Below are 16,231 nucleotides of genomic sequence, written 5' to 3'. Positions count from 1 at the left end.
TCATGCTGCGCTTGCAGTTTTACCAAGAGATTGGGAATTGATATTGTGTAACTCATATGCAACTGCATAAATATCTACTTATTTAGAATAAGTTTTCACTTCCATCCTGTTTTCATCATATTTTTTTATTGCCAATGCTTCATTTTAAGTGCCCGTGACTTCCTTATTGCCTGACCAATTGGCTTTATCGGATAGCGTGCTATATTGTTTAAAATGAATATATGATTGTAGCTCTTTTGAGCGTTTAAAGTGGGATCTTGGTCGACTTCCAATTTTCCGTTAAATCCCCTATAATATGGCGTTTTTGAAGTACTGTTTAATTATCTATAGATCAATATAGAGTCATTTTATTGGATAATTAAGGTCTGTTTCTTCGGTTTTTAGCGTAGTTTTTAGTGGTGATAAAGGTTTGTTTGCTCACCGTTTATAAAACGTTAATGCAGAGTGTTTGTGAATAACTATTCAGATCGCTCTGTTTATGGATATGCACTGCCTATGTGTAAATAAAGGATAATAAAGTATGGATATTATGGAGTCGTTATATAGAGCATTAACACTTTTAGGGTTAGGAATGACCTTTGTCTTTCTATTTTTGGGTTTATTGATGATTGTTGTCAACTTGATGGCAAAATATGTACCTGCCGATGAACCCATTGTTAAGAAAAAATCGATTCAAAAGAAAGCCGTATCGACTGCTTCCGTTCAGTCAGGTGTTAATCCAAAATTAATTGCGGCTATTACCAGCGCTGTGCAGCAATATCGTAAAAATGAAAGCGTATTATAATGGGAAACGAACGAATGAAGGAGCAAGTGAATATGTCTAAGCCTCTAGCAATTACAGAAGTAGTACTACGCGACGCACACCAATCATTATTTGCAACACGCATGCGTATCGACGATATGCTGCCGATTGCAGAGAAACTCGATAAAATCGGTTACTGGTCTTTGGAAACTTGGGGTGGGGCAACGTTTGATTCATGTATTCGTTATCTCGGGGAAGATCCATGGGATCGCATCCGCGCGCTAAAAGCGGCGATGCCAAATACACCTCAGCAAATGTTATTACGCGGTCAAAACCTATTAGGTTACCGCCATTATGCTGATGATGTCGTAGAAAAATTTGTTGAACGTGCACATACCAATGGTGTTGATGTATTCCGTATTTTTGATGCGATGAATGATGTACGTAACTTTGAAACGGCAGTCAAATCCGCAGTTAAAATAGGCGCTCATGCCCAAGGTGCAATATCTTATACAACCAGCCCAGTGCATACCATTGACGGTTGGGTTGATATGGCCAAGCGTTTGGAAGATATGGGCTGTCATTCATTATGTATTAAAGATATGGCCGGTTTATTAAAACCTTATGCAGCTGAAGAGCTAATCAGTAAAATAAAAGCCAGCACGGATATTCCGCTTGCTCTGCATTGTCATGCGACCACGGGTTTAAGTGTTGCAACACAGCAGAAAGCGATAGATTCCGGTATTGATATTATCGATTCTGCAATCTCTTCAATGAGCATGACTTACGGTCATTCTGCAACTGAAACATTGGTCGCAATTGTGGAAGGTACAGATCGTGATACTGGCCTGGATATTCATAAACTAGAAGAGATCTCCTCTTACTTTCGCGATGTACGCAAAAAATATGTAAAATTTGAGGGCGAGCTTAAAGGTGTTGATCCACGGATACTGATAGCCCAAGTACCAGGTGGCATGCTAACAAATATGGAAAGCCAGCTTAAGCAGCAAGGTGCTGCGGATAAAATGGATGAGGTGCTAAAAGAGATCACCGCAGTTCGTGAAGATCTTGGTTACATTCCGCTTGTTACACCCACTTCGCAAATTGTTGGTACACAAGCTGTTATCAATGTATTAATGGGCGAACGTTACAAAAACATTACCAAAGAAACTGCCGGTGTATTAAAAGGCGAATACGGCGCGACACCAGCACCTGTTAATGCGCAACTGCAAGCGAAAGTATTAGATGGTGCACAGGCAATTACCTGTCGCCCTGCTGATAATATCAAACCAGAAATGCAAACCCTTGCTGCGGAGCTTAAAAAAGTAGCCGCTGAAAAAGGTATTAAATTAGCAGAGCAAGAGATTGATGACACGCTGATTTATGCGCTATTTCCGGAGATAGGTCTTAAGTTTTTAGAAAACCGTAATAACCCAGATGCATTTGAACCTGTACCGAGCGCAGATGATCTTTTACCTGCAGTGACAGCGAAAAAAGGTCAGGCGCAAACTTATTCAGTGGCTGTTGATGGTCAGTTATTTACGGTACAAGTTGGGCCTGAGGGTAGCATTGACGGCATTGCCGCCGCTGCTGCAACACCCGCTGCGACGGTTGCACCTGCAACATCAGCTAGCAGTGATGTTGAAGAAGTGCCATCGCCATTAGCAGGTAATATTTTTAAAGTGTTAGTGCGTGAAGGCGAGCAGGTAAATGAAGGTGATGTATTACTAGTGATGGAAGCGATGAAGATGGAAACTGAAATCCGCGCGACGAAATCTGGTGTTATACAGGCTGTTTTAATTAAAGAAGGCGATTCAGTAGCAGTGGGTGAAGCCCTGTTTACAATCGCGTAAGGAAATAATTAAGTGGATGGATTAACTACACTTTGGATGGATACAGGTATCGCTAATTTTGAGTGGCCTGATCTAGTGATGATTGCTGTTGGCGGTTTATTATTATACTTGGCAATTGTGCGTCAATTTGAACCTTTATTATTATTACCTATTGGTTTTGGGGCTGTTTTAGCTAACATCCCCAATGCAGGTTTTACTGATGAAGGCGGCATACTTTATTATATTTACCATATTGGTATTGAAACGGGGGTGTTCCCGTTAATTATCTTTATGGGCGTCGGTGCGCTGACCGACTTTGGTGCATTAATAGCTAACCCCAAGACATTGCTTTTGGGTGCGGCTGCACAATTTGGTATTTTTGCGACACTGTTTGGTGCGCTATTGCTGAACCTGATTCCCGGCTTTGATTTTTCAATGGCAGATGCGTCTGCGATTGCGATTATCGGCGGAGCTGATGGCCCGACGGCTATCTTCCTGGCTTCCAAGCTTGCCCCGGATCTATTGGGCGCAATTGCTGTTGCTGCGTACTCTTATATGGCATTGGTACCCATTATCCAGCCGCCTATTATGCGCGCGTTAACGACACAAGCTGAGCGTGAAATAAAAATGGAACAGTTACGTCCGGTAAGCAAAAAGGAAAAGATCATTTTCCCGCTTGCTGTTTTGTTCTTAACTATTCTCTTTTTACCTGCCGCAACACCGCTTGTTGGTATGTTCTGCTTAGGTAATTTGATGCGTGAATCGGGTGTCGTTGATCGCTTAAGCTCAACCGCACAAAATGAGCTGATCAATATTGTGACGATTTTCTTAGGTCTAGGTGTCGGTTCAAAATTATCAGCGGATAAGTTTTTAAATCTGGAAACATTAGGTATTTTAGCATTAGGGGCTATTGCCTTTTCTATTGGTACTGCATCGGGTCTTATTATGGCTAAAATAATGAGCCGTTTCTCAAAGAATCCAATCAACCCATTAATTGGTGCTGCTGGCGTTTCGGCGGTTCCTATGGCAGCGCGCGTTGCCAATAAGGTTGGCTTAGAAGCAAATCCACATAACTTCCTATTAATGCATGCGATGGGACCCAATGTTGCAGGGGTACTTGGTAGTGCTGTTGCCGCTGGTGTTTTGTTAGCGCTGTCTGGCTAAGCGGCTAACTGTTAATGATTTTTTCAAAAGCCACTTATTTAAGTGGCTTTTTTTTATTTTAAAGTAACCCGCGGCGTTACTTGCTCGCTATCAACTCGGTACTGTCTTTGTTATAAAATAGTTAAAGCTTGTAAATTATCACTTCTTTAAGGTATTCTTCTAACACTTTTAGCTACTTCAAAGGGTGTACTCTTGTCTCTCGATTTTCAGCAACGTCTAACCATTATTGGTCAACAATCAGAATCACTTATCGGCTTTGGTCGAGGTATTGAACGCGAAGCATTACGTGTTAACTCTGACGGAAAGTTATCGCAATATGGTCACCCTTATGCTTTTGGCAGCGCGTTATGCCACCAATCAATTACCATCGATTTTTCGGAAAGTCTGCTGGAGTTCATTACTCCTGTCGCCAAGGACAGCGATCAACTCTTTGCCTATTTGAATGATATTCACCACTACGCGGCGAAAAACTTAGAAAACAATGAAACATTATGGCCGATTAGCATGCCCTGTTTTGTTGAAAATGAAGATGAAATTGAGCTCGGGCAGTATGGCTCCTCGAATGTGGGATTGATGAAAACAGCGTATCGCCAAGGCTTAAAAAATCGCTATGGTGGCATGATGCAAATTATCTCTGGAGTGCATTACAACTTTTCATTGCCAGAAAGTTTTTGGTCTACCTGGTCTGAAATACAGGGGCTGGATTTACCCGCTGAAGATCTAAAATCGGCAGGTTACTTAGGAATTATCCGTAATTACTTTAAATATGGCTGGGTGATCCCTTTTCTGTTTGGTGCATCTCCCGCTTTATGTGAATCATTTGTTCAGGGCAAAAAAACAGATTTTAAATTCAAAAAAATAGGCAAAGGCACTATTTATTTGCCTTATGCCACATCGTTGCGTTTAAGCGATCTCGGCTATACCAATAGCGGTCATTCATCTCTGAAAATTAGTTATAATTCTCTTGAAGAATACTTAGACTCAGTGCGCCAGGCATTACGTAAAAAATCACCTAAATTTAAAAAGCTAGGCATAAAAAAAGATAATAAATATGTACAGCTAAATGATAATGTTTTACAAATTGAAAATGAACTGTATACCTCAATTCGTCCTAAACGTGTGCATCAAGGTAATGAAACCCCTTCACAAGCCCTGCGCAGCAGAGGGATTGAATATATTGAGATCCGTTCACTTGATGTGAATCCTTTTTCAAAAGTGGGGATCACAGAAGAGCAAGTTAACTTTTTGGATCTGTTTTTAACCTGGTGTGCGATTATCCCTTCAGAAGAGATATCGGAACTGCAATCATCCCATTTTGCTGATAATTTGAATAAGATAGTCACAGAAGGGCGTAAGCCCGGTTTGCAGCTTGAAATTGATGGTTGCGAACAAACTGTTGCACAGTGGGGGGAATGGCTTACTGCGCAGTTAAAAGAGTTGGCAACTGTTTTCGATAAAAATGGAAAGAGCCTTCGTTATCAACAAGCAATTGCCCATATTGCCCCGCGCTTTGCGGCACCTGAGTTAACCAGTTCGGCACGGATATTACAGATAATTAAAGAAAAAAATACGGATAATGGTCCGTTGGCATTAAGTTTATCGAAAACCTATAAAGCTGAGTTAATAGCGCAAGAGTATCAGATTTGGTCCGATCAACATTTCGAACAAGAGAAATTAAATTCTCTGCAAAAACAGCAGAAAATCGAGAATGCCGACACGCTGAATTTCGACCAATATTTACAGCAATATTTTATTCAATCAGAGAAAAAATAATAGCTGTCAGTTTGTTGTTAATATTTTCAACAGCTTGCTTGACCGCTGGAGAATAAGTGAAATGAGTATGCATAGCAGATTGATTTTTATTTTTTGCGTTCTTTTCTTGAGTGGTTGTGCAACACCACCGCCTAAAAATCCTGACAATATTTGTGAGATATTTTTCGAACATCGCGATTGGTATGATGCATCAAAGGAGATGAAAGATAATTGGGGAACGCCGATTCATGTGCCGCTCGCTATGATGTATCAGGAAAGCAGTTTTAAGCATAATGCTGAACCACCGATGCAATACTTCTGGTTTATTCCGATTGGCAGAGCGAGTGATGCATATGGCTATGCTCAGGCGAAAACGATGACCTGGGATGATTACCAGCGTGAAACAGGTAACAGTTGGGCCGATCGCGATGATTTTGCTGATGCGCTTGATTTTATGGGCTGGTTTACCGATAAAACCCATAAAATTAACGGCGTTTCCAAGTGGGATGCTTATGGACAATACCTGAATTACCATGAAGGCTGGGGGGGATATAAACGTAAGAGTTACAACCAAAAACCTTGGTTAATTAAGGTTTCTCGAAAAGTAGACAGCCGTGCTAAGCAATATGCAACGCAACTGCATGGTTGCCAGGAAAATTTAGATTCAAGTTGGTTGTGGCGATTATTTTTCACTTAATACCAATTATTCAATATGATAGAAAAAGGAAATAAGATGCCATTATTAGATAGTTTTACAGTTGACCATACTATTATGAAAGCCCCTGCAGTGCGTATTGCAAAAAAAATGCAAACACCCAGTAAAGATACAATTACCGTATTTGATTTGCGTTTTAGCGCACCTAATAAAGATATTTTATCAGAAAAAGGGATTCATACACTTGAGCACCTTTACGCCGGCTTTATGCGTAATCACCTAAACAGTGCTGATGTTGAAATTATCGATATTTCGCCTATGGGTTGCCGTACCGGTTTTTACATGAGTTTAATTGGATCGCCAACAGAAGCAGAAGTTGGTGATGCTTGGTTGGCTTCCATGAAAGACGTGTTAGCAGTAAAAGCTCAAAGTGATATCCCTGAGCTCAATGAGTATCAATGTGGTACTTATTCAATGCACTCACTAACCGAAGCGAAGGCGATTGCACAAGGTATTATTGATGCGGGTATTGGTATCAACAAAAATGAAGATATTGCGTTAAGTGAAGCGCAACTTACACAGCTGTAATTTTTACAGCTTAAGAAAAAAGCGTCTTTCTATTCGCTAGAAAGGCGCTTTTCAGGATAATGGCTTAAAATATTATTCTTGATCGCTGTATAGACGTGGTATCACTTTCACCAGCTTCACCATATTATTTTCAACTTCCAAAATTTCCATGGGATAGCCGCAAATTCGGGCACTTATTTTACCTGTCGGGATCTCTTCAAGGTGCTCTAGAATTAAACCGTTTAAGGTACGTGGGCCGTCTGTTGGCAATTCCCAACCCATCTCTTTATTAATATCACGAATGCCTAAGCTGCCCTCTACAATATAAGAGTCATCCTGCTGTTTATAGATCTCTTGCGAGCTATGTGGCTCACGTGTGGTGGTGAAATCACCGACAATCTCTTCTAAAATATCTGCAAGTGTTACTAGACCTTGAATATCACCATATTCATCAACAACCAAACCAATTCGTTCCTTATTACGCTGGAATTTAATAAGTTGGGTATTAAGTGGTGTGCCTTCAGGGATAAAATACAACTTTCTGAGACTGCGTAGCAGGGTTGTTTTTGTAAAATCTTCTTTTAATAAAATCAGCAGTGAATCGCGCGCGTGCATAAAACCTATCGCATCATCTATGGTATCTCGGTATAACAAGGTCATAGTATGAGTACGATGTTTTAATTGTTTGAGGATAGTATCCCACTCTTGGTTGATATCAATTGCTGCAATCTCGTTGCGCGGGATCATTATCTCATCGACAGTCACTTTTTCGAGTTCAAGAATACTTAATAACATCTGTTGGTGATGCGCAGGGATCATACTGCCAGCTTCATGGACAACAGAACGCAATTCATCTCTTGAAAGGGCATTATCATTTTTAGGTGTCACATTAACACCGAATAATCGTAATAAACCATTAGAGATACCATTGATTAACCATACCAGTGGGCTGAGTAGTTTTTGTAATGGGCTCAATATAAATGAACTTGGAAATGCGATTTTTTCCGGATAAAGCACTGCTAATGTTTTCGGGGTAACCTCAGCGAAAATCAAAATGACCAGCGTTAGCACTCCCGTTGCGATTGCAATGCCTGCATCGCCAAACAAACGTTGCCCAAGAATGGTTGCCAGTGCAGAGGCGAGAATATTGACCAGATTGTTACCGATTAGAATCAAACCAATTAATTTATCTGGTTTATTGAGCAGTTTTTCTACGCGAATGGCGACTTTGTTTTTGTCTTTAGCAAGGTGACGTAATCGATAACGATTAAGTGTCATCATGCTTGTTTCAGAACTTGAAAAATAAGCCGAAATTGCAATTAACATAATAAGAGTTATCAGTAGTGCGCTGGTTGGAATGTCGTTCAAAATGTTCTCATTTTATATAGACTCACTAATTATTAATTAGTGATTTTAGCGAATAAAAAAGCATAAAACAAAGATGTTTTCCCAGATCATCACATTCAACTGAAAACAATTAAATTTGAGGCTATTTTTCAAAGCAAAAAAGATAAATGCGGAGATCGAAAAGCGATCTGATTAAATAAGGTTATTGATACAATTATTAAGTGATAGATGCGTTAGTATATACCGCTTAGCACAATTATTTTGTTCTACTGATCCTGGAGTTTATAGTGCCTTATCAATCGATTATTTCTAAGATACAAGCTTTCAAAGGTTATGCTGTTGCCGCATCGTCATTGCAATCTCTGCCGCTATGTTTAATACGGGAATGGCAGCAAAATAGTTGTACATGGCAACTCAATAGTAGCGCTACCCATTCTATAAAGGTCAAAGAAATTGTTTTGTTTGATGGAAAGCTTCCTCTCTCTGATGATTGCTGTTTTTATGGAGAAGGTTTCCAGATGCTGGCGCAAACGGGAGGGACGTTAAGCCAACCCAAAGCAATTGGACGTTGTCCTGATATCAGTCATTATCGACTTCCCTCTGAAAGCGGGTTTCACAGTAGTTATAACTATATTTTACTGTCACCACAGCCTAACCATCACATACTCTTGGGCTTTACCGCCTGTTTCCGATTCAGTGGGACATTTCGCATTTCAGCTAACAAGCGGTTGAAAGTGATCTTGGATTGTGAAAACTTGCCTTTAGCGGGTTTTAGTCACTGGCAGGGCGAACCGTTAACCATATTGGAAGGTCCTGATTCCGAGCAACTCTTGCAGCAATATGGTGCTATGCTTAAGCAAAATCATACACCGCGTGGCATAACTCGGTTTGCAGACAAATCCCCTTCAGGTTGGTGTTCCTGGTATCACTATTATGCTGATGTTCGTGAAAAAGATATCAGTGAAAATCTACAGCAAATGGCGCAACAGTTTCCCTCCCTTGATTACCTGTTGATTGATGATGGCTATCAGGCGTATATGGGCGATTGGTTAACCCCTTCGTCGCGTTTTGGCTCTGGCTTAGCTGGGGTAGTTGGGCAGATTCATCAGGCTGGTGTGAAACCTGCTTTGTGGTTAGCACCCTTTATCGCCGAAGGTAATTCAGCTGTGTTTAAGCAGCACCCTAATTGGTTTGTAAAAGATCAAAATGGCGAGCCACTTGCTGCTGAAAAGGTGACTTATGGCGGCTGGCGCTGTACGCCTTGGTATGTATTAGATGGTACGCATCCACAGGTACAGCAGCATTTAAAAACGCTGTTTGCTTATCTCCATCTGGAACTAGGGATCACTTTGTTTAAACTGGATGCAAATTTTTGGGGTGCTATCCACGGTGGCTATTTCTTTGATCCTACAGCAACGCGCATAGAGGCATATCGTCGTGGTATGCAGGCCATTTGCGATGGCGCAGGGGATAGTTTTTTATTGGGTTGCAATGCACCACTTTGGCCCTCTTTAGGACTGATTGATGGGATGCGCGTTGGTGATGATGTTGAACGAAATGGCGAGCGGTTTTATCAGATTGCCCAAGAGATATTGCATCGTAGCTGGCAAAATCGCGTGTTGTGGATAAATGATCCCGACTGTATCACGCTGGAAAACAGGGAGCAGCAAGTAGCGACGACTGAGCAGTACCGATTACATTTACTCACTATTCTGGTTTGTAATGGTTTGCTTATTTCTGGCGACAGATTAGCGGGCTTAAGTGAAGATAATAAACATAAGTTAGCTAAGCTACTCGGCAGTGAGTTTAGGGGGCTGGCAGTACAATTTAAAAATAGAAGTTTTACACATGGCACTATCTGTAAGGGTAGTGCGACATTGCACCTCCTCTTTAACTGGCAGAATGAAACTGCAATTTTTAACTTACCGGTAGAAGAGGGAGAGCAAGCAGTTGGGTTTTTCGGGGATGAGTTGCTCGGTGCACCGTTCAATAATGAAGTGTCGGTTAACATCGCGGCACGCTCAGCTGCTGCGGTGATCATCAAATAATTATTACCTGCACACATAAGCGCTAAAATAAAAAAATCCGCAAGTCGTTTATTTACTTGCGGATTTTTTATTACTTGTTAATAAGTAGTGATATTAATCACTGGCCTATTTATTGTGCAAAAATAGTCACTGCAGTACCTTCTACCAGAGCCGTGCCAGATAACCCTGAAACAGTTGCTGCGCCGTTAGCATCAGCCACTTTTGTCCAGCTACCAGAAGGTAGTGTGATGTTCTGGTTATTACCACTGTTGTAAACAATAAACAGGTTCTGGTTATCGTCAGGGTAAGTGATATAACCACTTACAACTTGACCGCCGTATATATCCGGGCGATCAACAACCATATGCTGTGCAATCTCTTGGTTTGTATTCATACGCATACCAGCATGATTGCGACGAAGGTTGATGAGCGTTTTAAAGTAGTTAAATGTTGCCGCATTATCAGCTTTGTTGCCCCAGTGAATTGCATTAAAGCTATCTGGTGCATTGTAGGTGTTATGAGTGCCGCCGTGGTCTCCATAGTTCCATGCAGATGCATTTGCCATATCCTGATTGTTTGTTTTAGTACGCAGGAATTCATCACCGGAATGGATAAATGGAATACCTTGGCTGGTCAGCACTATGCCCATCCCGAAGTTCACAACACGTTTAGCATAGCCAAGATCGCTTGGCGCAGTAAGTGAATCAACTTGATGGGAGCTGTTTTGCGATACATTAGTTGCAAGACTCAGGTAAACCTTATCCCATAAACCAAAGTTATCATGGGCAGAGATATAGTTGATTGTCTGCTCAGGATCTGAAGCATAGTTACGGAACCATTCACCGTTACGGCTATCGTTGGGGTTATAAGCCGATCCGTGCATACCATCATAGATACCCCAACCAGCATCTGCCGCGGCTAGATTGTTGAGCATAAAACCGCTGCGCGTATCATCATTAGAGCCTTTAATCGCTTCACGGAAAGCGCCGTTAAAGACGCCAACATGCTCTTCAACCATATTATGTGTTGTGCCGTAACGAACACGTTGATCATTTTTAGGATCGGATGCATAACCGTTCCAAGGTTCGCCATAGATTAATAAGTTGCGATCCGGAAAAGTTGTATTCATATAGCGACCCCATTTTTCAACTTCCAGGTAGGAAAAAATACCAATTAAGTCAAAACGGAAACCATCAATACCATATTCATCAACCCAGTACTCAAGAGAGTCTTGGATCATGCGGCTCACCATAGGTACATCAGCGTCGATAGAGTTACCCGTACCTGAAAGATCTGTTGGCGTGTAATATTGGCCGGTGATATTTTCAAACATCTGCTTATTGTAGGTATGGTTATAAACCACATCCATAATGACGCGGATCCCTGCTTTATGTAATTCATTGACCATGGTCTTGAATTCACGTGCACGCTCTTCATAGTTAGTGGGTACTTTAGAATAGCGATCTTCTGGGATATTGAAGTTACGCGGATCATAGCCCCAGTTATAACAACCATTACTATCTGGTAGGCCGTCACATGTTGCATAGTCATAAACAGGAAGCAGTTGAACGTGAGTAACACCTAACTCTTTAAGGTGATCTATACCTGTTTTAACACCGTTATAAGTGGTGCCAGCTTCAACTAGGCCCATATACTTACCATGATTACCAGCGCTTACACCTGAGCTTGAATCAATCGTAAAGTCACGTACATGCATCTCATAAATAATTGCATCTTCACGTTCAATAAGTGCAGGACGAGTTGCCCATCCGCCTGTTGGAACTGTTTTAGACATATCCATTACGATATTAACTGCCTCATAATCACCCGTACCCGGTTTAGCCATTTTACCGTAAGGGTCACGTACCTGAATGCCATTGATTAAGTAAGTGTACTCTTGCAGCTGCAAGTCACCGTTTACCGTAATCTGATAAACATTGCTGTAACCATTAAAGTCAGCAACTTTTGACATGCTATGTTCAATGCCGTTAACACGCACTTTTACATCAGCGTTATCTGGTGACCAGATAGAGAAAGTAGTGCTGTCTGTTGAATAAACTGCCCCTAATGTTTCGCCTATTGGTGTCTCGCAGTCTGTCGTACATTCACCAACGCGTGTTAGCGTATAGTGTTTTGTTGCATCATTAACTTGAATTTTGTAGTCACCCACCATAGAGGTGAAAATATCGCTGCCCGCGAGATCTAAGGTCCCGTCTGCACCTGTATCACCGTAGCTTTCTGTCCAATCGCTTGATACGTCAAATTTAAAGCGTTGATCTACTTGTCCATTTAAAGATACCGTTATTTCCCATCTATTATCCGCAACCAGTGTCATTGCTGTTGCAGCCCAACCGTTTGCTGTGCCACGGAAATTTAAACTATTAAAGTTATGTATAAAATCAGTAGGATCAGTGCTGCAGCTTGCAACTTCTGCAAGCTCGATATTATGACTGTTAGCATAAAAACTGATATTGTAGGTTTTATTAGCTGTTACACGGTAATCAGCACTTGGATAAGCTTCACTCCAGTCACCGAAACGGTCAATTTTAAAACGGGGATCATTGTCAGCAAAAGTTTGACACGTTTGAAATAGATCGCCAGAGACATAATCTAGCGCTGTTGCATCCCAGTTATTTTCGCTGCCGCGAAAATCCCACTCAGCTTGTGCACTGAAGGATGCCGCCATTATACTCAAGACGAGTAATTTTTTTTTCATCTGTTCTATCCTTATAATAGACCTGTAAATAAGGCCTTGGTTTGTTGAATGTATTTACAACTTTTTTGCCATCCATTTGGCAATAGATAAAAATCAATCCGTCTAAAATTAGAGCGTCAGGTGATTTCGCGCGGATCATCTCTGATTTATAAACAACATGCTATATTAGATTTTGTTAATATAATGAGGGTCATAGAATTTGATAGGATATTACAAAAAATGAGATTGCGCTCATAAATTGAACAATATAAAAAGTGGTTTCTCTGTTTAATAGCTATTTTTATGCGCTTTTGTGGGCGTAGAGCAGGCACAAAAAAGCTCGCCGTAGCGAGCTTTTGATAATTTATAAACGTAAAAACGTTTAGAGATTAGAAGTTGTATTGTAGTCCAGCTACCCATTAGTGATGGTTAGCTTTGATCATATCTACTTGCTATTCAATCCCTATTTTCATATTCGCATTAAATGCGTATTGCACATCCAATGTGATTGCATCAAAGCTATCTTCATTAGTGGTGGTGCTTTCTCACCACTGTAAACAGCTACGTCTACAAGTCGGTTATTCAGCCACTATTGTATAAAATTTAACTTAATATTATTTCTCGTACAAAGCGGCTACCAAAATAAGCCAGTGTTAGCAGTGAAGAGCCCGCAATGGTGATATAGACGATAAACCGGCCTCGCCACCCTTTGCTGAAATGGCCCCATAAGATAACTGCATAAACACCCCATGCAATTATCGATAGGATAGCTTTATGCGCACTACCTTTGGCAAACATATCATCTAGAAAAATAAAGCCGGTTAATAAAGTGCAGCTTAGTAAAATAAAACCGATAAAAATAAATTGGAATAAACTTTTTTCCAATGTCATCAGTGGTGGCATATTAATTTTTGTTAAGGGATTTTTGCGATTCTTTAAACGGTAATCTAGATAGGCCAATTGCAGGGCAAACAGGCTGGCAATGCTTAGTATTGAGTAGGCTGACAAGGCAAAAATGATATGCGCGCCAATTTGAGGGTGCGACTCTAAATGAGTAATGTATTGGCTTGGTAGATAAGTCACTGCAATGAAATTGATGACGGTAAAAGCATAAACGACAGGCAGTAAGATGCCGGTATTAAGGCGCTTACTGGCGAGTGTGGAAAATAACGAAATAATAAAGGTAACTAATGAGAGCACATTTAATATCGGTAGATTCTGTCCATGGAGCATAAAAATGTGTTGGTATAACCAATTTGCATGGAGTAATAGTGCCAGTGTAATGGCAATAAAAAAATAATGAGGCCGCAATCTCGCTGGTTTATATAGCTGTATGGTGGCAATAATTCCCGCCAGAATATAAAAAATGCTACTTATTAACGCAAAATAATCCATATCACCCAACACAACTGAAGTTAATAAATAAACGTGACTATACCCATGTTACCTCAAGATGCAAAATCAGCAAGCCAAATTGTACTTAGATGCTAGGCATAAAATTGAAATATAGTTGCTCTACATTGAGATTTTATAACGACGCAGTTGAGTGCGATTTGACTTGCCCTGCTGATAAAGTATCTTGAGGTATCATGGGTATATACCTCTGCTCTATTCTTAAAAGAGCATTTATATGCTTTATTGAGCGGATCTGAAGTTAATGCTATTGTGGAAAAGCAGAATTGCGTATAATCATTTTTATTTTTTTAGCGATGAGATCTGACCATGTTTGAGAATTTAACCGATCGACTGTCGAAAACCCTTAAGAACATCAGTGGCAAAGGACGCTTAACCGAAGATAATATTAAAGATACTCTTCGCGAAGTGCGCATGGCTTTATTAGAAGCCGATGTAGCATTGCCTGTTGTTCGTGACTTTATTGAAGCAATAAAAAAACGTGCTGTTGGTCAAGAGGTTGCTAAAAGCTTAAGTCCTGGTCAGGCATTTATTAAAATTGTTCAAAATGAACTTGAATTGGCTATGGGTGAGGTTAATGAAGCATTAGATCTTGCCACCCAACCACCTGCAATACTACTCATGGCAGGTTTGCAAGGTGCGGGTAAAACAACCACAGTTGCAAAACTTGCGCGTTTACTAAAAACACGTGATAAAAAAAGCGTCTTGGTGGTCAGTGCCGATATTTATCGACCTGCTGCAATTAAACAACTTGAAACACTCGCTGCGGAAGTGGACGTTGAATTCTTTCCAAGTGATATATCACAAAAGCCAATCGCTATTGCCAATGCCGCGATTGATTATGCGAAAAAGAAATTTATTGATGTTGTTATCGTCGATACAGCAGGTCGCCTGCATGTAGACAACGAAATGATGGATGAGATTAAAGATCTTCATGGTGCCATCAAGCCTGTGGAAACCTTGTTTGTTGTTGATGCAATGACCGGTCAAGATGCCGCCAATACTGCAAAATCATTTAATGAAGCGCTACCCTTAACGGGGGTTATCCTAACCAAAGCCGATGGTGATGCGCGTGGTGGTGCTGCCCTTTCTATCCGTCATATTACGGGTAAGCCAGTTAAATTTATCGGTATGGGTGAAAAAGTTGATGCATTAGAACCCTTTTATCCGGATCGTATTGCTTCACGTATTCTTGGTATGGGAGATGTTCTTTCATTAATTGAAGAAATGGAAACCAAGGTAGATAAGGAAAAAGCAGAAAAATTAGCCAGTAAAATTAAAAAAGGCAAAGGTTTTGATTTAGACGATTTTCGTGAGCAACTTGTACAGATGAAAAGCATGGGCGGCATGGCGGGCATAATGGATAAATTGCCAGGCATGGGGCAAGTGCCAGAAGCTGTAAAAAACCAAGCTAACGATAAAGCCACAGATCGAATGGAAGCGATTATTAACTCGATGACCAAAAAAGAGCGTATTAAACCTGAAATAATTAAAGGTTCACGCAAACGCCGTATTGCGGCGGGATCCGGTGCGCAGATTCAAGATGTTAATAAATTACTTAAACAATTTATGCAGATGCAAAAGATGATGAAAAAAATGTCAGGCAAAGGTGGCATGCGTAAAATGATGAGCGGTATGCAGGGTATGTTGCCGCCAGGTATGGGAGGAGCTGCCGCGGGCGGTATGGGACAACCTCCAGGTCTGGGAAGATTTAAAAAAAAATAAGTGACAGGCCCTAGATACAAAAAACCCAAGTTAAATTAAATTTTACCTTGGGTTTTTGCATTTTAGCCTCCTCTGAATTAAGCAAAGTGTGATTTTGATTGTTCTTTTGAGTAAGAGGAGTATAATTTTGCAGCTTTCTACAAAAGCAGGTGGTCAGAATTTTCTGACTGATGACGTTTAATAATAAAATAGAGGACGATATGGTAACTATTCGTTTAGCTCGTGGTGGCGCTAAAAAACGCCCATTCTACCAAGTGGTAGTAACTGATAGCCGTAGCCCGCGTGACGGTTGTTTCCTTGAAAGAGTAGGTT

Annotated in this window: 12 protein-coding genes; 9 read left to right on the top strand and 3 right to left on the bottom strand. The window is 40.8% G+C overall.

The genetic code is table 11. The annotated features are described in order from the left end of the window. Positions 1-520: 520 nt before the first annotated feature. The 6 genes from ACJAT7_RS07795 (at position 521) to luxS (ending at position 6,733) form a co-directional block, all read left to right on the top strand. Entirely contained in the window at positions 521-784 is a 264-nt protein-coding gene (locus tag ACJAT7_RS07795) for an oxaloacetate decarboxylase subunit gamma (protein ID WP_415226236.1), read from the top strand. A gap of 32 nt (positions 785-816) precedes the next feature. Then, complete coding sequence (gene oadA / locus ACJAT7_RS07790) at positions 817-2,595, top strand: sodium-extruding oxaloacetate decarboxylase subunit alpha (RefSeq protein ID WP_415226235.1); 1,779 nt, start codon at positions 817-819, stop codon at positions 2,593-2,595. 36 nt (positions 2,596-2,631) lie between these two features. Next, positions 2,632-3,738, top strand: coding sequence for a sodium ion-translocating decarboxylase subunit beta (locus ACJAT7_RS07785; protein WP_415226252.1), 1,107 nt, complete (start codon positions 2,632-2,634; stop codon positions 3,736-3,738). Positions 3,739-3,930: 192 nt separating this feature from the next. Then, positions 3,931-5,511 (top strand): glutamate--cysteine ligase, encoded by a 1,581-nt coding sequence (gshA, locus tag ACJAT7_RS07780; RefSeq protein ID WP_415226234.1) that lies wholly within the window; start codon positions 3,931-3,933, stop codon positions 5,509-5,511. 61 nt (positions 5,512-5,572) lie between these two features. Further along, positions 5,573-6,187, top strand: coding sequence for a hypothetical protein (locus ACJAT7_RS07775; RefSeq protein ID WP_415226233.1), 615 nt, complete (start codon positions 5,573-5,575; stop codon positions 6,185-6,187). A gap of 36 nt (positions 6,188-6,223) precedes the next feature. Next, positions 6,224-6,733, top strand: coding sequence for an S-ribosylhomocysteine lyase (gene luxS / locus ACJAT7_RS07770; RefSeq protein ID WP_415226232.1), 510 nt, complete (start codon positions 6,224-6,226; stop codon positions 6,731-6,733). 72 nt (positions 6,734-6,805) lie between these two features. Here luxS and ACJAT7_RS07765 read toward each other — a convergent pair whose 3' ends face one another. Next, positions 6,806-8,080, bottom strand: coding sequence for an HlyC/CorC family transporter (locus tag ACJAT7_RS07765; RefSeq protein ID WP_415226231.1), 1,275 nt, complete (start codon positions 8,078-8,080; stop codon positions 6,806-6,808). Between the two features lie 266 nt (positions 8,081-8,346). On the opposite strand from ACJAT7_RS07765, the gene ACJAT7_RS07760 reads away from it, so the two are divergent. Next, positions 8,347-10,107 (top strand): glycoside hydrolase family 36 protein, encoded by a 1,761-nt coding sequence (locus tag ACJAT7_RS07760; protein WP_415226230.1) that lies wholly within the window; start codon positions 8,347-8,349, stop codon positions 10,105-10,107. Positions 10,108-10,216: 109 nt separating this feature from the next. On the opposite strand, the gene ACJAT7_RS07755 is transcribed toward ACJAT7_RS07760, so the two are convergent. Together ACJAT7_RS07755 and ACJAT7_RS07750 are read right to left on the bottom strand one after the other, a co-directional pair. Then, positions 10,217-12,802, bottom strand: coding sequence for an alpha-amylase family glycosyl hydrolase (locus ACJAT7_RS07755; protein WP_415226229.1), 2,586 nt, complete (start codon positions 12,800-12,802; stop codon positions 10,217-10,219). Positions 12,803-13,384: 582 nt separating this feature from the next. Continuing rightward, a complete protein-coding gene (locus ACJAT7_RS07750) occupies positions 13,385-14,176 on the bottom strand; it encodes an inner membrane protein YpjD (RefSeq protein ID WP_415226228.1) in 792 nt (263 codons plus the stop codon). A gap of 327 nt (positions 14,177-14,503) precedes the next feature. Between ACJAT7_RS07750 and ffh the strand changes: the two genes are divergently transcribed. Both ffh and rpsP read left to right on the top strand, forming a co-directional pair. Then, entirely contained in the window at positions 14,504-15,919 is a 1,416-nt protein-coding gene (ffh, locus tag ACJAT7_RS07745; RefSeq protein WP_415226227.1) for a signal recognition particle protein, read from the top strand. A 200-nt stretch (positions 15,920-16,119) separates the two neighbouring features. Then, positions 16,120-16,231: 30S ribosomal protein S16 (gene rpsP / locus ACJAT7_RS07740; protein ID WP_415226251.1), on the top strand; the 112-nt coding region annotated here is incomplete at its 3' end.

This window comes from Psychromonas sp. (assembly GCF_047632995.1).
In the GTDB taxonomy this organism is placed as follows: Bacteria; Pseudomonadota; Gammaproteobacteria; order Enterobacterales; family Psychromonadaceae; genus Psychromonas.
This window is presented reverse-complemented; position numbering and strand designations above follow the sequence as displayed.